We start from the raw sequence: 24,139 nt of genomic DNA on the forward strand, positions 1-24,139 counted from the left end.
GCGCAGCGTCTTCCCCCCACCCTAGCCTGGAAGCATGCATGAAACCGATCAAATTGCTGGCCATACCCGCCCTGTTGCTGTCGCTGTACGGCGTCCCCCTGAGCCTCGCCCACGCCGCCGCTGCGGCAGTCGCGACTGCAGCCACGAGCGTGCCAAATGTTGCGTACGAAAAATACACGCTGCCGAATGGCCTCGACGTGATCCTCGTGGAAGACCATAAATTGCCCGTCACGGCTGTCAATGTCTGGTATCACGTGGGTCCGGCCAATGAAGCGCCCGGCCTGACGGGCTTTGCGCACTTGTTCGAGCACATGATGTTTGCCGCCACCAAGCACGTGCCGCGCGGCATGGCCGACCAGTTGCTGGAAGGGGCGGGCGCCACCGATTCGAACGGCAGCACGGATTTCGACCGCACCAATTATTTCGACACGGTGCCGTCGAACCAGCTGGAACTGGCCCTGTGGGCCCATTCCGACCGCATGGGCTACCTGCTCGACGTGCTCGACCAGACGGCGCTGACGAACCAGCAGGACGTGGTGCGCAACGAACGCCGCCAGAGCGTGGAAAACGCACCGTATGGCATCGTGCAGGAAGCCCTGTACCACCAGCTGTTCCCGAAGACCCACCCGTATTACGCCAGCGTCATCGGTTCGCATGCGGACATCCAGAACGCCAAACTGGCCGACATCAAGGAATTCTTTACCAAATACTATGGTCCCAGCAATGCCAGCCTGGTGATCGCCGGCGACATCGACAAGGCGAAAACCAAGCAACTGGTCAACAAATACTTCGGCAGCTTCAAGAGCGGCCCCGCCGTACCGAAACCCGATGTGGTGACGCCGCCCATCACGCAGGAACGCCGCATCGTGGTGCAGGACCGGGTCGAGTTGCCGCGCGTCTTCATGGCCTGGCTGACGCCGTCCGCCTACGCCAAGGATGACGCGGAACTGTCGATGGCCGCGCACATCCTGGCCGGCGGCAAGTCCAGCCGCCTGTATAAATCGCTGGTGTACGACAAGCAGATCGCGCAGGACGTGGGCGCGAACCAGAGCTCGAACGCCCTCACCTCGGTGTTCAGCGTGGACGTGACGGCCCGCCCCGGCCACCAGCCCGAGGAAATCGAGCAAGCCATGCAGGCGGAGCTGGAGCAATTGCGCGCCAAGGGGCCCAGCGAGAAGGAAATCGAGCGAGCCCGCAACAGCATCGAGACGAGCATGCTGAGCCAGGTGGAAAAAGTGGGCGGCAACGCCAACCTGATGAACCAGTACAACCAGTACCTGGGCGACCCCGGCTACCTGGGCAAGGATATCGAACGCTACCGCCAGGTGACGGCGGCCGGCGTGCAGCGCGCCGTCGACACCTACCTGACAAACCAGGCGCGCGTGGTCGTGTACGGCGTGCCGGGCACGCCGGACCTGGGAGCGGAAGTGCCGACGCCGGCGCCGGGCAAGGTCAAGGCGGCACCGGGCACGGCCATCAATGCGGACGAGCCGTGGCGTAACAAGGTGCCGGCCGCCGGTCCCGCGCCGAAGATCGTGCTGCCGCAAGCGACGTCCTTCACGCTGAGCAATGGCTTGACCGTGATCCACAATTACAACCCGGCCGTGCCGCTGATTTCCAGCCAGCTGGTGGTGAAAAGCGGTTCGGGCGCCAATCCGCTGGCGCAGCCGGGCTTATCCAGCTTTACGGCACAACTGCTGCAGGAAGGCACGGCCACGCGCAGCGCGCCGCAGATCGCCGACGACGTGGCGCAGCTCGGTGCTTTCCTGGGCACGGGTTCCGGCGCGGATGCCTCGTTCGCCCAGCTGACGTCGCTGAAAACCACCTTCCCGCAAGCGCTCGACGTACTGGCCGACGTGGTGCAGCACCCGCAATTCCCTGCGGCGGAAGTGGAGCGCCAGCGCGCCAGCCGCATCGGCGAACTGGCGCAGCAGCGCGAAAACGCGGGGGCCGTGGCGGCCCGCGTGGAAGCGGCCGCCCTGTATGGCCCGCAACATCCGTACGGCACTATCCAGCTGGGCACGGAAGCGGCCCTGAAAGCCACCAGCCGCGCCGACCTGCAGGCGTTCTGGCAGCAGCATTACGTGCCCAACAATGCGGCCCTGATCGTCTCGGGCGACATCGGCGCTGCGCAATTGAAGGCGCTGGCCGAAGCCAAGTTCGGCAGCTGGAAGGCCGGTACGGTGGCGCCTTCCGTGACGGCGGCGCCGGCCACGACGAAAGCCAGGCTGATCCTCGTCGACAAGCCGGGCGCGCCGCAGACGGCCGTACGCCTGTCGACCATCGCCGTGGCCCGCACGACGCCCGATTATGCGCCGCTGCAAGTAATGAATGCGGCGCTGGGCGGCTTGTTTACGAGCCGGCTGAGCAATAATCTGCGCGAAGAAAAGGGGTACACGTATGGCGTGCGCTCGCAATTCCAGTACCGCAGCCAGCCAGGCCCATTCTCGATTGCCGCCGGCGTGCGCACCGATGTGACGGGGCCGGCCGTGTCGGAAACCTTCAAGGAAATCCGTGCCATGATCGCCAAGCCGTTAACGGCCAAGGAATTGTCGAATGCGCGCAATTCGCAGGTGCTGTCGCTGCCGGGCCAGTTCGAGACGAATGCCAGCATCAGCGCCAGCATGGCCAACGTGTATATCTACGGCCTGGGCCTCGACTACTACGCCACCCTGCCGCAGCGCTTTGCGGGCGTGACGGACAAGCAGGTGCAACAGGTGGCGAAGAAATACCTGCAGCCGGAAAAGCTGATCGTCATCGGCGTGGGTGACAAGGCGAAGATCGCCCCGCAATTGTCCAAGCTGAAACTGGCGCCCGTGGAATTGCGCGATGCCGAAGGTAACCTCAAGGAGGGTAACGCCAAGTAAGACTAGCGGCGCTTGAACAGCGCCAGCTTGTCGATGAACGCCGCCACGGCCACACCGGCCGTGTAGGCGATCAAGTCGGCCCAGCCGAAGGTGGAACCGAGCACCAGGTGCCCCAGCGGATGCGCGCGCAGCGCGACGAGCCAGGGCGCCTGGACCAGCTGGCCGAATTCCACGGCAAAGCAGATCAGCAAGGACCACAAAGCCAGCTGCCACGTGCGCATGCGCGTGGCGATGGCGCCCAGTGCAAAGACGATCATCATGGCCCACAGGGCGTCGCCCGGATATTTGCCAAGCGCGGCGGGAAGAAATTGGGGATAAGCGCGCGAGGCTAGGCCCAGCGCGATGACAGCCACGGTTGCGCCCACCTGCAGCAGGCGGCGGCGTTCAGGTTTTACCAGGAACATATTTCCATTCAAAGACACAATTCGGGCCGAACCATTGCGGCCCGTCCGATATTGTACTGCGCCTGCCCTGCCTGCCTGGCGCCTATTTCGCTATGACAAGTTCAAGCGGGGCCACCTGCGCAGCCCCGCCGGACGGATAGGTTCTCAGTCGCCCAAGCCCGCATACAGCGCCGTGCTCAGGTAGCGCTCGCCAAACGACGGGATGATGGTGACGATGGTCTTGCCTGCGTTTTCCGGGCGGCGCGCCACTTGCAGGGCGGCCCACAGGGCGGCACCCGACGAGATGCCGACCAATAAACCTTCATCGCTGGCGGCCATGCGCGCCGTGGCGAACGCATCGTCGTTCTTCACGCAGATGATTTCGTCGTAGATGGCCGTGTTCAAAATCTGCGGCACGAAACCGGCGCCGATGCCCTGGATCGGGTGCGGACCCTTGGTGCCTTTCGACAGCATCGGCGACGCTTCCGGTTCCACGGCAATCACTTGCAGACCGGGCTTGCGTTCCTTCAACACTTCGCCGATGCCGGTGATCGTGCCGCCCGTTCCCACGCCGGCGACGACGATATCGACTTGTCCATCCGTATCGCGCCAGATTTCCTCGGCTGTCGTGGCGCGGTGGATGGCGGGATTGGCCGGATTGTTAAATTGCTGCAGCATCAGGTAGTGCGGCTCGGCCGCCACCATTTCCTCGGCCTTGCGGATGGCGCCCAGCATGCCTTCGCTGCCCGGCGTGAGCACCAGCTCGGCGCCGTAGGCGCGCAGCAGGATGCGCCGTTCGCGGCTCATGGTGTCGGGCATGACCAGGGTGCAACGGTAGCCGCGCGCGGCGCAGACCATGGCCAGCGCGATGCCCGTGTTGCCACTGGTAGGCTCGACGATGATGGTATCGGCATGGATCTTGCCAGCGGCTTCGGCCGCAACGATCATGGACAGGCCGATGCGGTCCTTGACGCTGTGCGCGGGATTGTAGAATTCGAGTTTGGCCAGGATGGTGGCCACACTGCCGGCGGCGATGCGGTTGATGCGCACCAGGGGAGTGTTGCCGATCAGTTCAGTGACGTCGTTGGCGATGTTCATGGGAGTCTCCACAGCAATTACAGAAGAATCCAGTCTACCGCTTTTTCACGGCAGCGCACGTGGTGCGCTGCCGAAACTGAACAATTACTTCACGTCCAGCAATTCCACGTCGAAGATCAGTGCCGAGTTCGGCGGAATGTCGCCATTGCCGGCGCCGCGCGGGCCGTAGGCCAGTTCGCCTGGAATGATCAGGGTGCGCTTGCCGCCCACTTTCATGCCGGCTACGCCCTGGTCCCAGCCCTTGATGACCATGCCCTTGCCGAGCGGGAAGTCAAACGGGCCACGGCCCACGGAGCTGTCGAACTTCTTGCCGCGCGAATCTTTCGCCAGGGGACGGTACAGCCAGCCCGTGTAGTGCACGGTGACGTTATTGCCGGCGGACGCTTCCTTGCCGGTGCCAACCTTGTTGTCGATCACGATCAGTTTATCGGCGACAGGGCCGGGACTCAGCGAGACGGCGGAGGCGGGAACAGGCGCTGGCGCCTGTGCCTGCGCCAGCGACGCGGCGACGGAGCAGATCAGGGCAAACAAAACGGAGCTACGCGTCATGATGTATTCTTTCAGTGAGTTTCGGTGAGATCTCTGCCAATGCGAGTGGGCAGGGAAGGCCAATGATAGCAAACCGCTGCAACGATAGGAAAAACTTGTCGCTCGATACATACGCTCCCCGCCTGTTTTACGCGCTATGGCCCGATGCGGCCACGCGCACGGCCCTGCTCGCCTGGCAGGCGCGCTTGCAAGGCAAGCCCGTGCGCGCCGAGAAACTGCACCTGACCCTGGCCTTCCTGGGCCAGCGCCCGGCCAGCGAGCTGCCGGCCCTGCAAGATATCCTGGCGCACACACCGGCGCATCCCATCCCCTTGCTGTTCGATCACGCCAGCCACTTTGCGCAACTGGCGCTGACCTGGGCCGCGCTGGCGCAGCCCTCGCCCGCCCTGCTGGACTTGCGCACGGCCTGCATGCACGGCCTGGCGCAACAGGGACTCGCGCCCCGCTTCGAGCACGACCGCTTTACGCCGCACGTGACCCTGGCGCGCCAGGCGCCGCCGCCGGCCAGCCAGGACTTTGCACCCATCGCCTGGCAGGCGGACGAACTGGTGCTGGTGGAATCGCTGAAAAGCAGCGGCGAGTACCGCATCCTGGCCAGCCGCAAGCGGATTCAAACAGCGTGACTCAGGCGGCGTCCGGCACTGGCACTGGCACTGGCACTGCGGCAACTTTATCCTGGCGCAAGCTTTTCAGCGCATGGGCGGCCGCCACCATGCCGAAGCTGGCCGTCACCACCACGCTGGAACCGAAACCGGCACAGTTCAGGCCCGTGACACCGGCGGGCGCGCTGCCATCAATGGCGCATGCTTCGGCGCTCTCGGGCGTGCTCAGCGGCTCCATGGAAAACACGGCGTCAACATTGAATTTGTTTTTCACGCCACGGGGAAACCCATATTCGGTGCGCAACAGTTTGCGTACGCGCTTGAGCAGCGGTTCCTGCTCCGTTTTCGACAAATCGCGCACGGCGATCAGGGTCGGGTCCGTCTGCCCGCCAGCGCTGCCGATGGTCAGCATGGGAATGTTGCGCGCACGGCAATACGCGATCACGGCCGCCTTGGCCTTGGCATTGTCGATGGCGTCGACCAGGTAGTCGAAATCGCGCCCGCCCAGCAATTGCTCCAGATTATCGGGGGCAATAAAATCCTCGATCTGCGTGACCTGGCACAAGGGGTTGATCAGCTCGATACGTTCAGCCAGGGCCGTGATCTTGGCCTTGCCGATGGTGTCGCTCATGGCCTGGATCTGGCGATTGATATTCGATTCGGCAACATTGTCGAGGTCGATCAGGGTCAGGCGGCCGATGGCGCTGCGCGCCAGCGCTTCGACGATCCAGGAACCGACGCCGCCCACGCCGATGACACACACATGGGCGGCGCGGAAACGTTGCAACGCGGGGGCGCCGTACAGGCGGGCAATGCCGCCGAAACGCCGGTCAAAATCGATCTCGGTCAAGTCCATGGAAATTAGTTCATTGGTGGAGGTATGCATGGCGCCATTTTAACGGACACTGCGCTGGCAGATATTCTAAAATAGCCGAATTGACACAGCGACAAGCTGCACTGTCGCCATGCCCCCACACCGCCCACCACGAGAACTCGCCATGACCTCTCCCCTGTTCGACTCCGTTCCCGGCTTTGACCAGCCCATCGCCGTGCTCAAGCATTGCCACGACAAGATCCGCAAGCAGCTGACGACCTTGCAAAACCTGCTGGGCCACCTGGGACAGAACGGCAACACGCCGGAAGCGCAGCAGGCGGCAAAGGCGGTGTTGCAATATTTCAATAAAGCCGCCCATCTGCACCATGATGATGAAGAGCAAGACCTGATGCCCATGCTGCAGGCGACGGCCACGGGCGAGGACGCGGCCCTGCTGGCCACCCTGGTGCCGGAAATCCTGGCCGACCACCAGCGCATGGACCAGGCCTGGCTGACACTGCGCCCGGAACTGGACGCCATCGCCGCCGGTACGGACTCGCAGCTGTCGCATGATGGCGTGCGCGACTATATCGCCGCCTACCAGGCCCACATGGCCAAGGAAGAAGGACAACTGGCACCGATGGCCAAGCGCCTGTTCAGCGCGCAGCAGATGGAGCAGCTGGGCACGGCCATGCAGCGCCGCCGCGGCATCGCGCCCGATGCGCCGGAAGCGCCCGCAGTGCCGGACGCGGCCGCCGTGCTGGCAGCCATGCGCACCGATTACGTGCAATCGAGTCTGAGCGAGACGGATGTGCTGGCAGATCCCATCGCCATGTTCCAGAAATGGTTTGCCGAAGCCGTCAAGGCCCAGGTGATGGAGCCGAACGCGATGGACTTGTCCACCGTCACTCCTGATGGCAAGCCCAGCTCGCGCATCGTGCTGATCAAGCAGTTCGACGAGCGTGGCTTTACCTGGTACACGAATTACCACAGCGACAAGGGCCAGCAGCTCGATCACAATCCCAACGCCGCCCTGCTGTTCTTCTGGCGCGAGCTGGAGCGGCAAGTGCGCATCGAAGGCACGGTGGTGAAAACCACGGCGGCCGAGAGCGACGAGTATTTCAATGTGCGCCCCCTGCAAAGCCGCTTGTCGGCGATTGCCTCGCAGCAAAGCGCGCCCATCGATAGCCGGGCCACGCTGGAAAGCCATTACGAAGCGGTGGCCGCCGCCCTCGGCGACGCCCAGCCGCCGCGCCCGGCCCACTGGGGTGGCTACCGTCTGCAGCCGGAGCGCATCGAATTCTGGCAGGGACGCCGTTCGCGCTTCCACGACCGCATCGTGTTTACGCGCGGTGCCGACGGGCAATGGAGCATGCAACGCTTGCAACCCTGAGCAAGCTGGTCAAGGCGGCGCAAAGCAAGCTGGTCAATATAGGTGTAGGCTATGAGGATAGAAGTTACTAAATGACATTGTTTCTCAATTTGCGGCCCCAGCAGGGGGCGCTGCATTGGAGGCCATTTTGTTTGTACAAAACCAACTCAAGTCCTGGATCGCCAGTATCCGCAGCAAGACCGCCTTGCCGCTGCGCATAGAATTGTGGAACGGCCAGCATGTCGACCTGTCCAGCGAGGCGCCCAGAGTCACGATCCGCCTGCCGACCGTCGCCTCGGCCCGCTATCTGCTGAACCCCTCGCTGGCCAATCTGGGCTCGGCCTACGTGGAAGGCAATATCGAGGTCAAGGGCACGGCGATGGACATGATTGCCATCTGCAATGCCCTGGCCCGCAATACCTTGAAGCCGGAAGGCAAGCTGGCCCGCATCGTGCGCAGCTTTACGCACGACAAGAGCAAAGATGCCGAAGCCATCCGCTACCACTACGACGTGTCGAACGCGTTCTATGAACAGTTTCTCGACCCCGCTCTCGTGTATTCCTGTGCCTATTTCGAACATGGCGATGAAACGCTGGCGCAGGCGCAAGTCAAGAAGATCGACCATATCCTGAAGAAAATCCAGCTGCAGCCGGGCCAGACCCTGCTCGACATCGGCTGCGGCTGGGGCGCGCTCGTCATCCGTGCCGCGCAGCAGTATGGCGCCCGCTGCGTGGGCGTGACCCTGTCGGAAAACCAGTACGCGCTGGCGCGCGAGCGCGTGGCGGCGGCCGGACTGTCACACCTGATCGAGATCCGCCTGCAAGACTACCGCGACGTGACGGGGCAGTTCGACCGCATCACCAGCGTGGGCATGTTCGAGCACGTGGGGTTGAAACATTTACCCGACTACTTTTCCATCATCCACAAGCTGCTGGCGCCGGACGGCATGGCGATGAACCACGGCATCACCTCGACCGACCCGGAGAATGGCGAAACGCCGTATGGCGGCGGCGAATTCATCGAAAAATATGTGTTTCCGCACGGCGAGCTGGCGCACATCGGCAATGTACTGAAAACCATGCAGCAAGGGGGACTGGAAGTGCTGGACGTGGAAAACCTGCGACGCCACTATGCGCGCACCTGCGCCCTGTGGACGGAGAACTTCGAAGCCAACGCCGAGCAAATTCGTCCGCTGGCGGGCGAGCGGCGCTTCCGCATCTGGCACGTCTACCTGGCCGGCTGCGCCTATGCCTTCGAGCAAGATTTGATCAGCCTGTACCAGATCGTCTGCGTGAAGGCAGGCCGGCGCTCTTCCACGCTACCCTGGTCGCGCAACTACATGTATGCGCACGATGCCAGACCCGCACCGGCGCTCACGCCCTGACAGGCGCGCGCAGCGCCGAGGGCTGCCTCACTTCAGACGCCCCGCATACATGGCGCGGAATTTCTCCACCTTGGGCGCGACGACCAGCGCGCAATAGCCCTGCAAGGGGTGCCGTGCGACATAATTCTGGTGGTAATCCTCGGCCAGGTAAAAGGTGGCTGCCGGCGCCAGCTGCGTGACGATGGGCGCATCCCACACGCCGGCCATCTCGGCCAGCACCTTGCACGCCACGCTTTCCTGTTCGGCCGACTGGTAATAGATGACGGAGCGAAATTGCGTGCCGACATCGTTGCCCTGCCGGTTCAGTGTGGTGGGGTCGTGCAGCGTGAAAAAGATTTCCAGCAAGTCGTGGTAGGCGATGACAGCGGGATCGAATTCCAGGCGCACCACTTCCGCGTGGCCCGTGTCGCCCGTGCACACCTGTTCATACGTGGGATCGGGCACGCTGCCGCCCGTGTAGCCGGATGTGACGCGCGTTACGCCGCGCACCTCTTCATACACGGCAGCAAGGCACCAGAAACAGCCGCCGCCGAATACCGCCACTTCCATCTGTTGATTCATGATGTCCTCCCGCAATGCTGCTACGACTTATCATTTCACTACTGTAACGCAAAGTGCTGTGGCCTGCAGTGCCGCTTGAAAAGGCGCGTGGCGCATCGCACATCAGCGTACGCCGGCCACGATTGCGCTGGCGCGGCCGATTTTTGGCATAATGTCAGCAAATAGACAGGTCAACCATGAACACACGCTCCCCCCGCGCGCCAGCGCAAGAATTCGATACGACACATTTCCGTCAGGCATTGTCGCAATTTGCCACCGGCGTGACGGTCATCACCACGCGCCTGGCCGACGGCAGTTTCCGCGGGTTGACGGCCAGTTCCTTCAATTCCGTCTCGCTGTCGCCGCCCTTGGTGCTGTGGAGCCTCGGTTCCGTGGCGAACAGCATGCCCATTTTCAGCGGCAACTCGCATTACGTCATCAATGTGCTGGGCGCCGAGCAGGCGGAACTGGCGCAGCGCTTCGCGCGACGCACGCCGAATCCCTTCGACGACGTCGAATACGAATTGTCGCGCACGGGCCAGCCCATCCTGAAAGGCGCGTCGGCCTGGTTCGAATGCCATAACCGCAGCCGCTATCCGGAAGGCGACCACGTCATTTTCGTGGGCGAAGTGGAGCAATGCGCATTTGCCGCGCAGCCGCCCTTGATCTTCCACAATGGAAAGTTCAATACACCGCCAGCCTGAGCGGGACAAAAAAAAATCCGCCGAGGCGGATTTTTTATTTTACAGCGTAAAGTTGTACCCGATGCTGATACTCACGGCAACCGGGTCGAGCTTGATGTCCTGCGTCTGCCCCGTCGAGAATTTCGCCTTGGTTTTCAGGTAAGTCTTGACCACGGCCACGTCAGCAAACCAGCGCTCGTTGATGGCCACGGTGCTGCCGACCACCAGGCTGCCCGTCAGCTTGTTGTCCATGCGGTAGGTGACTGGTTTTCCACCCGGATCCAGCAAGGCCGTCATCTGGCCCGAGCCTTTTTCTTTCTGGAAGTAGGCATACGTCAAGCCTGCGCCCACGTAAGGGCGGATCATCGCATTGGGCTGGAAGAAACGATACTGGACGAAGGCCGTTGGCGGCAAGGCTTCGGCCGTCCCCAGCTTGCCCGTGCCCTTGATCGAACCGTCGCCCATCAGGTCGTGCTTGTAGGGCACGCCCAGGATCATTTCAGCGGAAATATTGTCCGTAATCATGTAGGCAAAGGTCAGGATGGGCTTGGTATCGGCCTTGACGTCGGCTTTCGTACCCGGCAGTGCAGGTGCGGAAATGTCGCCACTGTCCACGTGCGGCGTGATCTTGTTGAGGCCAACCTTGGCCATCCAGGTACCGGCACTTTGCGCCGAGGCGCCCGTCGCCACGGTCATCGCGGCAACTGCGGCCAGTACGCGCACGGCGGTATTCAAATGATTCTTCATCTTGTCTCCTGATTCAGTATGTGCGGAGTGTTCCGCTATCGAGTCTTGTCGCTGCCGGCACCGGCCGCGCCTCCCAGGCACAGCCGGTGCGGCCATCCCTTACAGCCAGCCCCGCACGACCATGTCCTTGGCCACATAACGGGCCAGCAGCAGGTTGTTGAACGGCGTAGGATGCACATCGTCGGCATACGAGTAGTGGCTGACATCGCCCGCTTTCAGGTTCGTGCCGTTGCACACCAGCGAGCTGCCCAGGATATTGCCTGGCGCGGTCAGGTCGCATGCCGTCTCGCTGACATTGGTCAAGCCATACGGGCCGGGATTGACACCCTGGTCATGGCTGACGGCAAACACGTCGACCAGCAAGACTTTCGCATTGCTGCTCAGGCCGCCGCTCAGTTCACCATTGAAGGCGCTGACCATGGCGTTGATGAGCGCCTTGGTATTGGCATCCTTGCTCAGGCCCGATGGCGTACCGGCCACGTCCGGCAGGTTGTTGACCACCACATAATTGGCGCCTTTGGCAATGATCTGGTCCTTGACCAGCGCTACCAGTTCGGTACCCGCTTGTTTCATGGAGGCAACCAGCAACGGACCCTGGGCCGCAGCGTAATCGGCACCGGCCTTGGCGCCGGCAGCATTGCCCGTCACCGTCGCATCGGCTTGTGCTTTGGTGACCAGCGGACCATACACGGCAGGCGAAGCGGCCGCTGTATTGCCGGCAATCACGGCAGCTTGCACGGCGGCGCCGACGATGGTCGTCGAGGTGGCGCCTGGCGCCGCGCTGGCCGTCTTGACGGCGGCGCCGATGGCAGCCGCTGCCGTGGCAGGGTTGGTGGCGCCGGCCGCCAGAGCCATGGTCAGATTGGTGGCGAAAGCCTGGGCGCCTGCGGTCGCACCCGCCGCCTTGCCAGCGGCGGTCGCACCCGCCTGCAATGCACCCAGCTGGTACAGCACGTCGTTACCGCCAGCCATCACGAACACGGCTTCCGTGCCGCTGAACTTGCCACCGGACACGGCCAGGTGGTTCGCGATCTGCGTCACCACGGGCACGGTCAGGGCACCGAGTTCGCTGCCGGTCGCCTGGTTGTTCGGGCCAACCGGATTGGTCACGCGCGAGCCGCCCATGGCGTAGCCGTAGCAACCGGCATGCTTGACGCGCGGCACGGCCAAGCCCTTCAAGGCATTGCCTTCCAGGCCAGTCTCGGCGGCGCATGGTGCGGCCAGGCCGAATTGCGCGGCCAGGTGCTCGGTCCAGTTCTTGCCCGTCAGTTCAGGATTGATCTTGGTATTGTCGCCATTGATGGTGAACTTGCCGCCACCTTTCGCCAGCACCGTGCCGACGGCATACGAACCGACATCGGACAGGCTGTCGCCGAACGACACCTGCGCCGTGTATTTGACTTTCAAGGTTTGATCACCGCCACTGGCGCCGCCGCAACCTGCCAGGACAGCCGCAGCCAGCACGGCCAGCGCGAATTTTGTTTGATGCATTTTGTCTCCTCGGTCTTTTTTCTGGTTTCTAAACGAACGGGCGTGCTATTCGCTACCCAACTAATATGCCATCGTTCCTCGGGCTTGTATAGAAAATATGCTTTAAAAATCAACGAAATAACAACACCGCCGGCGCCCTGTCACGAGCGGGTGATCGCATGAATTATGGAGGATATAAGATGTTTCGGGGCAAGCATCGCTATTGCGCTGCATCAAGAAAAAGCCCCTTGCGGGGCTTTTCATTATGCGGATAGAAACTGCTGCAAGATACCACTTGAGCCGAACGCGGCGCGCCGCAAACGGTCATTCACGCCCAGCCACTCGGGGCCGGTAGGCGGTGCTTCGACGAGTATCAGCTCGGCGCCGACCTGGTCCATCGTGCGCAGCGAGGCATACAGCGCGTGTGCGTAATTTTCCGGGCTGGCCGCCAGGCGCACGCTGGCGCTGGCCGGCGGCAAGTCCGAGTAATGGATCAGGGCCACGCGACGCCCGTCGTTGAGCAGGCGGTTCAAGGTGGCGCACACGTCGTCGCTGTGCTGCATCGCAACAGGCGTGTGCGGTGCGTAGTGCGATTCCAGCGTGCCCGAGGCGCGCGGCGCGGCCGCGTCCGCCACGGCCGGTGCGCGGCCAATCACGGCGGCGATCTGTTCGCTGCTGATATGGCCGGGACGCAACAGCACGGGACCGTGCGTGGCCAGGCGCGACAGGTCGACGATGGTCGACTCGATACCGACCTCGCTCTGGCCGCCATCGAGGATCTGGCCCAGCAGGCCGCTGTCCAGTTCCGCCGCGAATTCATCGCGCACATGCTGCGCCGTGGTGGGGCTGACGTTGCCAAATTTGTTCGCCGACGGCGCCGCCAGGCCGCCCTTGCCACCCTTGAAGGTGCGCAGCAATGCGATAGCCACCGGATGCGATGGGCAGCGTAAGCCCACCGTATCCTGGCCGCCGGAAACGGCGTCAGGAATATGCGCGGCGCGCTTGACGATCAGGGTCAGCGGACCGGGCCAGAAAGCGGCCACCAGTTGCTGCGCCTCGGGCGGAAGATCATCGGACCAGTGTGCCAGGTCGGCATCGGGCGCCACGTGCACGATCACGGGGTGGTCCGAGGGCCGCCCCTTGGCTTCATAGATGCGCGCCACGGCGGCCGGGTTTTCCGCATCGGCGCCCAGTCCGTACACGGTTTCCGTCGGAAAAGCGACGAGGCCGCCCGCTTCCAGCACGGCGGCGGCCGCTGCCAGGTCTTGTGCGGGCACGCTCACGGCGCGATTCCCAGGATCAGGCAAGCGTCGCGCAGGCGCTGCTGCGCCTCTGGCAAGGTGGCCGCGATGAAGGTCAGGTGGCCCATCTTGCGGCCACGGCGCGGATCGTCCTTGCCGTACAGATGCAGGCAGGCGCCCGGCAGCGCCAGCACCTGATCCCAGGCCGGTTCGATGGCGGCATCACTGCCGTCGGCAAACCAGGCGTCGCCCAAGATATTGAGCATCACGGCCGGCGAATGCTGGCGCACGTCGCCCAGCGGCAGGCGCGCCATGGCGCGCACCTGCTGCGCGAACTGGCTGGTGACGCAGGCATCCATCGTGTAATGGCCGCTGTTGTGCGGACGCGGCGCCATTTCATTGACCACCAGGCTGCCATCTTCCAGCACGAAAAATTCGATGCACAGCACGCCGACATAACCGAGTTCGGCAACCATGGCTTGCGCCGCGCGCTGCGCCCTGGCGGCGCAGTCGTCCGACACGTTCGGGCCCGGCACGGTGGTGGTAAACAGCACGCCGTCGCGGTGCACGTTTTCGGCGATCGGATACACGACCGATTCGCCGTCCACGCCGCGCGCCGTCAGCACGGACACTTCATACGCCAGCGGCAGCATTTTTTCCAGCAAGCAAGTTACTTCGCCCATTTCCGCGAACGCGACGCGCACTTCGTCGCGCGTGCGCACGCGGAACTGGCCCTTGCCGTCATAGCCCATGCGCACGGTTTTCAAAATGCCCGGCAGCAAGTCGTCGGCGATGGCATCGATGTCAAGCTGCGTGGCGATGACCGTATGCGGCGCCGGCAGCACGCCGGATTTGGCCGCACAGTCGACAAAGAAACGCTTTTCCGCGATGCGGTCCTGCGCCACCGACACGCCGTGGGCGTTGGGGGCGACAAACACGCGTTCGGCCAGGCGCGACAGGCTGTCGGCCGGCACGTTTTCAAATTCCGTGGTGACGGCCAGGCATTGCGCCGCCAGGGCGTCAAGCCCGGCTGCATCGCTGTAGCCGGCATTGACCAGCCGCTGTGCCACCTGCCCCGCAGGGCAGGCGTCCGATGGCTCCAGTACGGCCACCTGATAGCCCATGCTCTGGGCGGCCTGGGCAAACATGCGGCCGAGCTGGCCGCCGCCCATCACGCCCAGCCACGCCGGTGGGTTGGCGGCGGGCAGCAAGGGGGAAGTCGATTTACTATTCATTATTTTTCAAACACATTAGTCAGGCAAGACCATGGCCTTGGCGGCGGCCGTTTGCGTGGTACGGAAGGCTTCGAGCTGGTCGGCCAGGGCGTCGTCATTGGCGGCAAGCATCGCCACCGCCGTCAGCGCCGCATTCGCCGCGCCCGCTTCGCCGATGGCGAAGGTGGCGACCGGTACGCCCTTGGGCATTTGCAGGATGGACAGCATGGAATCTTCGCCGCGCAAGTATTTCGACGGCACGGGCACGCCCAGCACGGGCACGATGGTCATCGCCGCCACCATGCCAGGCAGGTGGGCCGCGCCGCCGGCGCCGGCGATGATGGCGCGCAAGCCGCGCGCGCGCGCGCTTTTCGCGTACGCATACATCTCGTCGGGCATGCGGTGCGCGGAAATGACTTGCGCTTCGTACGGCACGCCAAACTGTTTCAGGATGGCAACCGCGTTCTGCATCACTTCCCAGTCCGAGGACGAGCCCATGATGACGCCGACCAGCGGCTTATTCTGCTCGCTCATCTCAGGCCTTCAGCTTCTCGCCCGTCAGGCGTTCGATGGCTTCGAAGTACTTGGCCTGGGTTTTTTCGATGACGTCGGCCGGCAGCGCTGGCGCCGGTGCGGTCTTGCCCCAGGTCAGTGTTTCCAGGTAGTCGCGCACGAATTGCTTGTCGAACGACGGTGGCGAGATGCCGGGCTGGTAGGAATCAGCGGGCCAGAAGCGCGACGAATCGGCCGTCAGCACTTCATCCATCAGATGCATCACGCCATTGTCGTCGAGGCCGAATTCGAACTTGGTGTCGGCGATGATGATGCCGCGCGTGGCGGCGTATTCGGCGGCCGTCTTGTACAGGGCAATGGCCACGTCGCGCATCTTGGCAGCCAGATCCGCGCCGATGCGCTCTTCCATTTCCGCAAAGCTGATGTTTTCGTCATGCTCGCCCAGCTCGGCCTTGGCCGCCGGGGTGAAGATCGGTTCCGGCAGTTTTTCCGCCTGTTGCAGGCCGGCTGGCAACTTGATGCCGCAGATGCTGCCTGTATCTTGATAGTCTTTCCAGCCCGAACCGATGATGTAGCCGCGCACGACCGCCTCGACCATGATGGGTTTCAAGCGCTTGGCCACCACGGCGCGGCCCTTGACCTGCTCCACTTCATCGGGCGCCACCACCGATTCCGGCGCCACGCCAGTCAGGTGATTCGGCACGATATGGCCCAGTTTCTCGAACCAGAAGTCACTCATCTGGTTGAGGACCTTGCCCTTGCCGGGGATAGGCTCGTTCATGACGACATCGAAGGCCGACAGGCGGTCCGTAGTGACGATCAGGATCTTGTCGTCGCCGACGGCGTAGTTGTCGCGGACCTTGCCGTGGCCCAGCAATGGCAGGGAGTGGATGGAAGTCTGATAGAGGCTGTTCATAGCGGGGGGAATAGTTGGATGAAACGAAACCGGCAGGCAGGGAAGGCGCCCGCCGGTCGAGAAAATCGGGCACGGAGATGCAGCTTCCGGCCCGTTCCAGACAGAATTTTACTTCACAATTTGCGACAGCTCGCCGGCCTTGTAGCGTTCGGCCATTTTTTCCATCGTGATGACCTTGATTTTCGACGCCTGGCCTTCGCAGCCGAATGCCTGCATGCGGGCGCGCACGATTTGCTCTGCAGCAAGACGGGCTGGCTTGAGGTAGTCGCGCGGGTCGAATTTCGACGGGTTTTCAAACAGGTACTTGCGGATCGCGGCCGTCATGGCCAGGCGGATATCGGTGTCGATGTTGATCTTGCGCACGCCGTGACGGATGCCTTCCTGGATTTCTTCCACTGGCACGCCGTAGGTTTCCTTCATGTCGCCGCCGAATTCGCGGATGATGGCCAGCAATTCCTGCGGTACCGACGAGGAACCGTGCATCACCAGATGGGTGTTCGGGATGCGCGCGTGGATTTCCTTGATGCGGTCGATGGCCAGGATGTCGCCCGTCGGCTTGCGCGTGAATTTATACGCGCCGTGCGAGGTGCCGATGGCAATCGCCAGGGCGTCGCACTGGGTGCGCTGCACGAAGTCGGCCGCTTGCGCCACGTCCGTCAGCAGTTGCTCGCGGGTCATGGTGCCGTCGGCGCCGTGTCCGTCTTCCTTGTCGCCCTTCATGGTTTCCAGCGAACCGAGCACGCCCAGTTCCGCTTCCACCGTCACGCCGATGGCGTGCGAGAATTTCACCACTTCGCGCGATACTTCCACGTTGTATTCGTAGGAAGCAACCGACTTGCCGTCCGCTTCCAGCGAACCGTCCATCATCACGGATGTGAAACCCGAGCGGATGGCGGCCATGCAGACGGCCGGCGACTGGCCGTGATCCTGGTGCATGACGACGGGAATGTGCGGATACGCTTCGACGGCGGCGTCGATCAGGTGACGCAGGAAGGCTTCACCGGCGTACTTGCGCGCGCCAGCGGACGCTTGCATGATCACCGGGCTGTTGAGCGCATCGGCGGCAGCCATGATGGCTTGCACTTGCTCCAGGTTGTTGACGTTGAAAGCAGGAATGCCATAACCGTTTTCGGCGGCATGGTCCAGCAGTTGACGCATGGATACGAGAGACATGGTAATACTCCAGATAACAATAGAAACCGTTGCGGCGCTTCGCGGTGGTCAATAACCGCGCCAGCGCCTGAATTCTTGGACCTTAGTCGAATTCGCCTACCTTCACAATCTTCAAGGCATTCGTGCCACCCACCTGCCCCATCGGCTCGCCCCAGGTGACGACGATCATGTCGCCCTTCCTGACGATGCCCTGCGCCACCAGCAGCTCTTCCGCCTGCTTCAGCACTTGCGCGCTGGGGGCGTTCTGCATCAGATGATACGCCCGAACATTGCGGTACAGCGCGGCTTTGCGCAAAGTGGTGACACTGGGCGTGAGCGCGTAGATCGGCGTGTCGATGCTGTGGCGGCTCATCCACAAGGCGGTGGAACCGGATTCCGTCAGCGCCACGATGGCTTTCACGCGCAAATGGTGGGCCGTAAACAGCGCGCCATACGCGATCGACTGGTCGATGCGGGTAAATGTGACGTTGAGGAAATCGGCATCAAGCTTGTTGTATTCGGACTGTTCCGCTTCGACGCAGATGGCGGCCATCATTTCCACCGTCTCGATCGGGTATTTGCCCGAGGCCGTTTCGGCCGACGTCATGACGGCATCCGTGCCATCGAGCACGGCATTGGCCACGTCGGACACTTCCGCGCGCGTGGGCACGGCGTTGACGATCATCGATTCCATCATCTGCGTGGCAGTAATGGCCAGCTTGTTCGACGCGCGCGCCATCTTGATCATGCGCTTCTGCAAGGCCGGCACGGCCGCATTGCCCACTTCCACGGCCAGATCGCCGCGCGCCACCATGATGCCGTCGGAGGCGTCGAGGATTTCCTGCAAGGCAGGAATGGCTTCCGCCCGTTCGATCTTGGCGATCATCATCGGCTTGTGGTGGTACGCTTCGCCCGCGATATTGGCCAGCTGGCGCGCCATTTCCATGTCGGTCGCGCATTTCGGGAAGGAAATGGCCAGATAGTCGGCCTGGAAACTCATGGCCGTCTTGATATCTTCCATATCCTTGGCCGTCAGCGCGGGCGCGGACAGGCCGCCACCCTGGCGATTGATGCCCTTGTTGTTCGACAACTCGCCGCCAATCTTGACGGTGGTGTGGATTTCGCTGCCGTGGATGCGCTCGACGATCAGCACGATGAGGCCGTCGTTCAGCAGCAGCACGTCGCCCTTGTGCAAGTCGCGCGGCAGGGCCTTGTAGTCGAGGCCGACCCGCTCCTGGTTGCCCAGTTCACCGTTTTCGCCCCACTTGGCGTCGAGAATGAAGCGCTCGCCCGCTTCCAGCTGAATGCGCGTGTTTTCAAACTTGCCAACACGAATCTTCGGCCCTTGCATGTCGGCCATGATGGCCACTTCGCGACCGCACTCCGCTGCCGCCAGGCGCACCAGCGCGGCGCGGTCGATATGGTCTTGCGCCTTGCCGTGGGAAAAATTCAAGCGCACCACGTCGACGCCCGCGCGTATCATTTTGACCAGGATATCGAAGTCAGTGGAGGCGGGGCCGATTGTTGCTACGATTTTTGTACCACGTGGCATAGGAGTCCTTGTGCGCGAGCGAAGGTGAGCAAGACCTGGCGGCTGAACCGCCCGGCAAGGTAAAAGCGCAGCGATCAGGCTGCGCTTGGTACTGAACTGCTGACTGCTGCTGAATTAAGCAGCACGCTGCATCAGGATTTCAACGGCGGGTAGAGTCTTGCCTTCCAGGAATTCCAGGAAAGCGCCGCCGCCCGTCGAGATATAGCTGATTTTATCGGTAATGTCGTATTTGGCAATCGCCGCCAGGGTGTCGCCACCACCGGCAATCGAGAAAGCTTTCGACTCGGCAATGGCCAGCGCCAGGGTCTTGGTGCCGTGACCGAACTGGTCGAATTCGAACACGCCGACCGGGCCGTTCCACACGATGGTGCCGGCAGCGGCGATCTGCTGCGCCAGCAGGGCCGCCGTTTTCGGGCCGATATCGAGGATCATGTCGTCGTCCGCCACGTCGGCCACGTCCTTGACGGTAGCGGCGGCCGTAGGCGAAAACTCCTTGGCACACACGACATCGACGGGAATCGGTACTTGCGCGCCGCGCTTGGCCATGATCTCGATGATGGCCTTGGCTTCTTCGACGAGTTCCGCTTCCACCAGCGACTTGCCGACGTTCAAGCCAACGGCTTTCATGAAGGTGTTGGCAATGCCGCCGCCAACGATCAGATTATCGACCTTGTCGGACAGGGCTTTCAGGATGGTCAGCTTGCTCGATACTTTCGAACCGGCAACGATGGCCAGCAATGGACGGGCTGGCGCGTGCAAGGCTTTGCCCAGCGCATCGAGTTCGGCGGCCAGCAGCGGGCCGGCACAGGCGACAGGGGCGAACTTGGCGATGCCGTGCGTGGACGCCTCGGCGCGATGGGCCGTGCCGAACGCATCATTGACGTAGATATCGCACAGCTTGGCCATTTTTTGCGCCAGTTCATCGCTGTTTTTCTTTTCGCCCTTGTTGACGCGCACGTTTTCCAGCAGGACGACCTGGCCGGCAGCCAGGTTTTCCAGCCCGGCGCCGTCGATCCAGTTTTGTTTCAGTGCCACTTCCTGGCCCAGCAGTTCGGACAAGCGTGCCGCCACGGGTGCCAGGCTGTCGGCCGGCTTGAACTCGCCTTCCGTCGGACGACCCAGGTGCGACGTCACCATGACGGCAGCGCCAGCGTCCAGGGCGGCGCGGATGGCCGGGACCGAAGCGCGGATGCGGGTATCTTCGGTGATCTTGCCACTGTCATCTTGCGGGACGTTCAGGTCGGCGCGGATAAACACGCGCTTGCCTTGCAGTGCATTTTGGGCGATCAAATCTTGCAGACGGATGAAGTTGAGAACAGCTGACATGGCGATCCAGATGACGAGTGGAAGGAAGTGCGCTATTTTACCGCAATGACCAGAGCAAATCCCCGATTTGTCCTGCTTTACTGAAAAACATGCAACAGTCGCAAGCCCGTGAAAACCAGCATGCCAAACACGATGGTTTGCAACATATTGCGGCGGATCACGAAAAAGAGCGTGGCGGCAATACCTGACAAGAGTTTCAAATTCGACAATTCGAAGTACACTTGCTGCCCCTCCATCAGCATGTCGGGCGCGATGATGGCCGCCAGCGCGCAGGCCGGCGCAAAGCGCAGCATCTCGTTGATCCTGCGCGGAATACTGATGTGATGGCCGACCAGCCAGAAGGTGCTGCGCGTGGCGGCCGTGGCCACCACCAGCACGGCGATGGCGATCCACACATCGGCCCTGCCCCAATCGATGCCGTCAAACATGGCGTTTGTTCCATTTCTCGGTCAATTCTTCCACGGCCATGGCACTGACCATGCCCACCACGACGGCCACCAGCAAACCCAGCTTGTATGGCAAGCCAAACGCCAGCACGGCCACCGTGCCCGCCACCAGCACGCCGCACAGGGCGGCGCGGCTGAGGATCAGCGGCACCGTCACGCACAGGATCGCCAGGGTACCGGCAAAACCCAGCCCCCATTCGGCCGGCACGACGGCGCCCAGCACGATGCCGATGAAGGAACCGATCTGCCAGGCCAGCCAGTTGGGGTAAATCAGCCCCTTGAGGAAGGGCAGCTTGGCCGGGTCCGGCGTTTCATGGGGATAGCGCTGCAGGAACAGGCCCACGGTGATATCGCCCGCCACATAGCCGAGCGCAAAGCGCTGGCGCCACGGCAGATGGGAAAAATGCGGGGCCAGCAACACGGAAAAGATGACAAAACGCAAATTAACGACGAGCGCCGTGGCGAAGATCACCCACACAGGCGCCTGCGCGGCCAGCAGCGGCAGCGAGGCCAGCTGGGCCGAACCGGCAAAGACAAACAGGGTCATCGCCCCCGCCTGCACTACCGTCAGACCGCTTTTCACCATGGCCACGCCCACCACCATACCCCAGGCGGCAATGCCCAGCAGGGTGGGCGCGCCCAGGTTCAGGCCAGCGCGCCAGGCGTCTTTCAGCAGGGCGTCTTCCTTGGCGGCCGGGACGGCGTTCACGCGGGTGTGCATGCGCGCCCCCGGCAGGCTGAGTGTGGTAACTGCACAACAATGGTGCATGGCGACAAGGGCGGCAACGGTGATACCGGCAAGGCAAATCCAGTCAGTGTGGCGCTGCAGCTGCCATCTTTCCGCAAAAAAAACGCGTCGCAGCCGCAGATGATCGAGCCGCCATTTTAGCCATGATTTTTGCTGTCTGCCTGAATCCGTTAAAATCGTGCTTTTGGCAGCAGCCGACTTCCTTCCATACAGCCTCACGGAGCATGACAAGATGACAAAAACCACCCAGCCAGCGGTCGAACTCGACGGTAAAGACTTGCCAGCCCACTGCCCTAACCCGGCCATGCCGCTGTGGTCGTCGCATCCGCGCGTGTTTCTGGAATTCAACAAAGACGGTATCGCCAAGTGCCCCTACTGCGGCACGGCGTATACCCTGAAGGAAGGCGCCAGCGCCGGCCATCATTAAACTGCCCAGCGGCGCGCCCCCAGCGCGCCGTTTTTATTTGCACCAGCCAGGAGTCGTCATGAAACGTCTGAAAGAACTCAATGGCAGCGCCGCCGAAGTCGAGGCGGCTTTCTACGATGCCTTGCACCGCGCCGACCTCGAAGCGCTGATGGCGCTGTGGGCCGACGATGAAGAAATCGTCTGCATCCACCCGGGCGGCGCCCGCCTGATCGGCCATGCCGCCATCCGCGCCTCGTGGGAAACCATTCTGGCGGCCGGCGGCCTGCACATCGTACCGGCGCAGCTGCACGAAACGCACAATTTGATGAGTTCGGTGCACACGGTGATCGAAGGCATCACCGCCGAAGAAGGCGGCCCGGCGCATCTGCTGGCGACAAATGTATATGTCAAGACGCCGCGCGGCTGGCGCATCGTGCTGCACCACGCCTCCGTCGCCCCCGGCGGCGCGCCGGCCGACGCCACGGGAACGCAGATCCTGCACTGATGTCCTTGCTTCTTTCCTATACCGCCCCGCTGTGGCTGCCCGGCGGCCACGCGCAGACGATTTATCCTGCCGTGTGCCTCGCCAAGCCGGCCGTGGCCTTCCGCCGCGAACGCTGGCAAGCGCCCGATGGCGACTTCGTCGATGTCGACCTGGTCGACGGCCAGCCGGGCCAGCCTTTCGTGGTGCTGTTCCACGGCCTGGAAGGCTCGTCGAACAGCCATTACGCGCGCGCCCTGATGAGCGAAGTGGCGGCGCGCGGCTGGTCGGGCGCCGTGCCGCATTTTCGCGGCTGCTCGGGCGAAGCCAACCTGGCGCCGCGTTTCTACCATTCAGGCGATGCGCAGGAAGTGGACTGGATCGTGCAGCGCCTGCGCCCGCGCGCCACGGGCAAGTTTTACGCGGCCGGCGTGTCGCTGGGCGGCAACGCCCTGCTGTGCTGGCTGGGCCAGTCGCAGCACCAGGCCGATTTCATCGATGCGGCTGCGGCCGTGTCCGCACCGCTGGACCTGGCGCAAGGGGGCAAGGCACTGTCGTCCGGCGCCAACCGGCTCTACACGCGCATGTTTTTGAACACGCTCAAACCCAAGTGCCTGGCCAAGCTGGAACAGTTTCCCGGCCTGTTTGCGCGCGACGCCATGCTGGCCGCGCGCGACTTGCACGCCTTCGACAATGTCGTCACGGCGCCGCTGCACGGCTACCGCGACGCCGACGATTACTGGCACCGCGCCAGCGCCAAGCACGTCTTGCAGGACATCACCGTGCCGACTCTGGTGCTCAATGCGCAGAACGACCCTTTCCTGCCCGGGCGCTTCCTGCCGCGCAGCGCCGCGCCGCAAGTCACACTCGAGTATCCGCGCCACGGCGGCCATGTCGGCTTTGCCGCTGGCAAGTTGCCGGGAAGCACACGCTGGCTGCCGCAGCGCCTGATCCATTTTTTTGAAGGCGGCAACACGGCGCCCTCTTCCCCGCGAAGCTGTCAGGCTGGCGGTGCACGCACTCACACGGAAAACGCTACACATGGATGAACTCGTCAAACAGGCGCTGGCCAAATGGCCGAACGTGCCGCACTGCTACGGCTGGCTGGGCCTGGACGCGCGCGGCCACTGGCGCATGCGCGACCAGCAGGCGCAACAGCAACAACTGCCCGGAGACAAGATCGCCCATGCAGCGCTGTTGGGATTTATCAACCGCAATTACGACCATGACGACCGGGGCTGCTGGTTTTTCCAGAATGGCCCGCAGCGCGTCTACCTGAACCTGGAAGCGACGCCGTACATCGCCCGCAGCGATCCGCAGCACGGTTTTATCTTGCAGACAGGCGTGCCGCTGGCGGCCATCGAGGCGGCGTATCTGTGCGACAACGGCGCGCTGATCTTGCGCAACGATCATATTGTCGCGCAGGTCGACGACCGCGACATGGCGCACGTGCTGCCAGCGCTGCGCGTCGACGGACAGGCGGCCGGCGACGAGGCCCTGCTGGCCTGGCTGGAGAATGGGCAGGGCAACTTGATGCTATTGCATGACGGCAAGGAGATTGCCGTGCAGCCGCTGGCCTATGCCAGCGTACCGCAGACCTTCGGCTTCCAGCGCGCGCCGCAAGCCGAGTAAGGC

25 protein-coding genes are annotated in these 24,139 nt (G+C 62.9%); 9 read left to right on the forward strand and 16 right to left on the reverse strand.

All coding sequences use genetic code 11. The features are described from left to right. Positions 1–38: 38 nt before the first annotated feature. The gene (locus FJQ89_RS15580; RefSeq protein ID WP_141170838.1) at positions 39–2,867 is read left to right on the forward strand and encodes a M16 family metallopeptidase; all 2,829 of its coding nucleotides are present in this window, start codon (positions 39–41) and stop codon (positions 2,865–2,867) included. 2 nt (positions 2,868–2,869) lie between these two features. On the opposite strand, the gene FJQ89_RS15585 is transcribed toward FJQ89_RS15580, so the two are convergent. From FJQ89_RS15585 to FJQ89_RS15595, 3 genes are all read right to left on the reverse strand, one after another. Beyond that, positions 2,870–3,271, reverse strand: a complete 402-nt coding sequence (locus FJQ89_RS15585; protein WP_141170839.1) for a ribosomal maturation YjgA family protein — start codon at positions 3,269–3,271, stop codon at positions 2,870–2,872. Positions 3,272–3,415: 144 nt separating this feature from the next. Continuing rightward, positions 3,416–4,348, reverse strand: coding sequence for a cysteine synthase A (gene cysK, locus FJQ89_RS15590; RefSeq protein ID WP_141170840.1), 933 nt, complete (start codon positions 4,346–4,348; stop codon positions 3,416–3,418). 84 nt (positions 4,349–4,432) lie between these two features. Further along, the gene (locus tag FJQ89_RS15595) at positions 4,433–4,897 is read right to left on the reverse strand and encodes an FKBP-type peptidyl-prolyl cis-trans isomerase (RefSeq protein ID WP_096237983.1); all 465 of its coding nucleotides are present in this window, start codon (positions 4,895–4,897) and stop codon (positions 4,433–4,435) included. Positions 4,898–4,992: 95 nt separating this feature from the next. Here FJQ89_RS15595 and thpR point away from each other — a divergent pair, with 95 nt between their 5' ends. Further along, positions 4,993–5,520: an RNA 2',3'-cyclic phosphodiesterase gene (thpR, locus tag FJQ89_RS15600; RefSeq protein WP_168208464.1), complete on the forward strand. Its 528-nt coding sequence runs from the start codon at positions 4,993–4,995 to the stop codon at positions 5,518–5,520. 1 nt (position 5,521) lies between these two features. On the opposite strand, the gene FJQ89_RS15605 is transcribed toward thpR, so the two are convergent. Beyond that, complete coding sequence (locus tag FJQ89_RS15605; protein ID WP_243136069.1) at positions 5,522–6,385, reverse strand: tRNA threonylcarbamoyladenosine dehydratase; 864 nt, start codon at positions 6,383–6,385, stop codon at positions 5,522–5,524. 112 nt (positions 6,386–6,497) lie between these two features. On the opposite strand from FJQ89_RS15605, the gene pdxH reads away from it, so the two are divergent. Together pdxH and FJQ89_RS15615 are read left to right on the forward strand one after the other, a co-directional pair. Next, the gene (pdxH, locus tag FJQ89_RS15610; RefSeq protein ID WP_141170842.1) at positions 6,498–7,706 is read left to right on the forward strand and encodes a pyridoxamine 5'-phosphate oxidase; all 1,209 of its coding nucleotides are present in this window, start codon (positions 6,498–6,500) and stop codon (positions 7,704–7,706) included. 127 nt (positions 7,707–7,833) lie between these two features. Then, positions 7,834–9,069: an SAM-dependent methyltransferase gene (locus FJQ89_RS15615; protein ID WP_141170843.1), complete on the forward strand. Its 1,236-nt coding sequence runs from the start codon at positions 7,834–7,836 to the stop codon at positions 9,067–9,069. A gap of 27 nt (positions 9,070–9,096) precedes the next feature. Here FJQ89_RS15615 and msrA read toward each other — a convergent pair whose 3' ends face one another. Continuing rightward, complete coding sequence (gene msrA / locus FJQ89_RS15620; RefSeq protein WP_243136070.1) at positions 9,097–9,630, reverse strand: peptide-methionine (S)-S-oxide reductase MsrA; 534 nt, start codon at positions 9,628–9,630, stop codon at positions 9,097–9,099. A gap of 176 nt (positions 9,631–9,806) precedes the next feature. Here msrA and FJQ89_RS15625 point away from each other — a divergent pair, with 176 nt between their 5' ends. After that, positions 9,807–10,313: a flavin reductase family protein gene (locus tag FJQ89_RS15625; protein ID WP_096237985.1), complete on the forward strand. Its 507-nt coding sequence runs from the start codon at positions 9,807–9,809 to the stop codon at positions 10,311–10,313. Between the two features lie 39 nt (positions 10,314–10,352). Here FJQ89_RS15625 and FJQ89_RS15630 read toward each other — a convergent pair whose 3' ends face one another. The 11 genes from FJQ89_RS15630 to FJQ89_RS15680 form a co-directional block, all read right to left on the reverse strand. Then, positions 10,353–11,039, reverse strand: a complete 687-nt coding sequence (locus tag FJQ89_RS15630; RefSeq protein WP_205704501.1) for an OmpW/AlkL family protein — start codon at positions 11,037–11,039, stop codon at positions 10,353–10,355. 99 nt (positions 11,040–11,138) lie between these two features. Further along, on the reverse strand, positions 11,139–12,530 hold the full coding sequence (locus FJQ89_RS15635; RefSeq protein WP_141170844.1) for an SGNH/GDSL hydrolase family protein: 1,392 nt from the start codon (positions 12,528–12,530) through the stop codon (positions 11,139–11,141). A gap of 242 nt (positions 12,531–12,772) precedes the next feature. Then, positions 12,773–13,792 carry an L-threonylcarbamoyladenylate synthase gene (locus FJQ89_RS15640; protein ID WP_141170845.1) on the reverse strand — a complete coding sequence of 340 codons (1,020 nt, stop codon included), beginning with the start codon at positions 13,790–13,792 and terminating at the stop codon, positions 12,773–12,775. Beyond that, positions 13,789–14,985, reverse strand: coding sequence for a 5-(carboxyamino)imidazole ribonucleotide synthase (locus FJQ89_RS15645; RefSeq protein ID WP_141170846.1), 1,197 nt, complete (start codon positions 14,983–14,985; stop codon positions 13,789–13,791). Before FJQ89_RS15645 ends, FJQ89_RS15640 begins: the two co-directional genes overlap by 4 nt. 15 nt (positions 14,986–15,000) lie before the next feature. Further along, positions 15,001–15,498, reverse strand: a complete 498-nt coding sequence (purE, locus tag FJQ89_RS15650) for a 5-(carboxyamino)imidazole ribonucleotide mutase (protein WP_071075344.1) — start codon at positions 15,496–15,498, stop codon at positions 15,001–15,003. 1 nt (position 15,499) lies between these two features. After that, on the reverse strand, positions 15,500–16,393 hold the full coding sequence (locus FJQ89_RS15655) for a phosphoribosylaminoimidazolesuccinocarboxamide synthase (RefSeq protein ID WP_141170847.1): 894 nt from the start codon (positions 16,391–16,393) through the stop codon (positions 15,500–15,502). 108 nt (positions 16,394–16,501) lie between these two features. Further along, complete coding sequence (gene fba, locus FJQ89_RS15660) at positions 16,502–17,566, reverse strand: class II fructose-bisphosphate aldolase (RefSeq protein ID WP_071075342.1); 1,065 nt, start codon at positions 17,564–17,566, stop codon at positions 16,502–16,504. 82 nt (positions 17,567–17,648) lie between these two features. Beyond that, entirely contained in the window at positions 17,649–19,097 is a 1,449-nt protein-coding gene (gene pyk, locus FJQ89_RS15665) for a pyruvate kinase (protein ID WP_141170848.1), read from the reverse strand. Between the two features lie 114 nt (positions 19,098–19,211). Beyond that, positions 19,212–20,423 carry a phosphoglycerate kinase gene (locus FJQ89_RS15670; protein ID WP_141170849.1) on the reverse strand — a complete coding sequence of 404 codons (1,212 nt, stop codon included), beginning with the start codon at positions 20,421–20,423 and terminating at the stop codon, positions 19,212–19,214. Positions 20,424–20,500: 77 nt separating this feature from the next. Further along, positions 20,501–20,851, reverse strand: coding sequence for an AzlD domain-containing protein (locus tag FJQ89_RS15675; protein WP_141170850.1), 351 nt, complete (start codon positions 20,849–20,851; stop codon positions 20,501–20,503). After that, positions 20,844–21,590 carry an AzlC family ABC transporter permease gene (locus FJQ89_RS15680; RefSeq protein WP_168208465.1) on the reverse strand — a complete coding sequence of 249 codons (747 nt, stop codon included), beginning with the start codon at positions 21,588–21,590 and terminating at the stop codon, positions 20,844–20,846. The genes FJQ89_RS15675 and FJQ89_RS15680 overlap by 8 nt, the downstream gene beginning before the upstream one ends. A 259-nt stretch (positions 21,591–21,849) precedes the next feature. On the opposite strand from FJQ89_RS15680, the gene FJQ89_RS15685 reads away from it, so the two are divergent. From FJQ89_RS15685 to FJQ89_RS15700, 4 genes are read left to right on the forward strand one after another with little or no spacing between them, the layout of a single operon-like run. Further along, complete coding sequence (locus FJQ89_RS15685) at positions 21,850–22,044, forward strand: zinc-finger domain-containing protein (protein ID WP_070220739.1); 195 nt, start codon at positions 21,850–21,852, stop codon at positions 22,042–22,044. A gap of 58 nt (positions 22,045–22,102) precedes the next feature. Continuing rightward, on the forward strand, positions 22,103–22,528 hold the full coding sequence (locus tag FJQ89_RS15690; RefSeq protein WP_141170851.1) for a YybH family protein: 426 nt from the start codon (positions 22,103–22,105) through the stop codon (positions 22,526–22,528). Next, positions 22,528–23,553 (forward strand): YheT family hydrolase, encoded by a 1,026-nt coding sequence (locus FJQ89_RS15695; protein WP_141170852.1) that lies wholly within the window; start codon positions 22,528–22,530, stop codon positions 23,551–23,553. Before FJQ89_RS15690 ends, FJQ89_RS15695 begins: the two co-directional genes overlap by 1 nt. Next, positions 23,546–24,136: a DUF2946 family protein gene (locus FJQ89_RS15700; protein WP_141170853.1), complete on the forward strand. Its 591-nt coding sequence runs from the start codon at positions 23,546–23,548 to the stop codon at positions 24,134–24,136. Before FJQ89_RS15695 ends, FJQ89_RS15700 begins: the two co-directional genes overlap by 8 nt. Positions 24,137–24,139 lie beyond the last annotated feature (3 nt).

The sequence above is a fragment of the Janthinobacterium tructae genome (assembly GCF_006517255.1).
Lineage (GTDB): Bacteria > Pseudomonadota > Gammaproteobacteria > Burkholderiales > Burkholderiaceae_D > Janthinobacterium > Janthinobacterium tructae.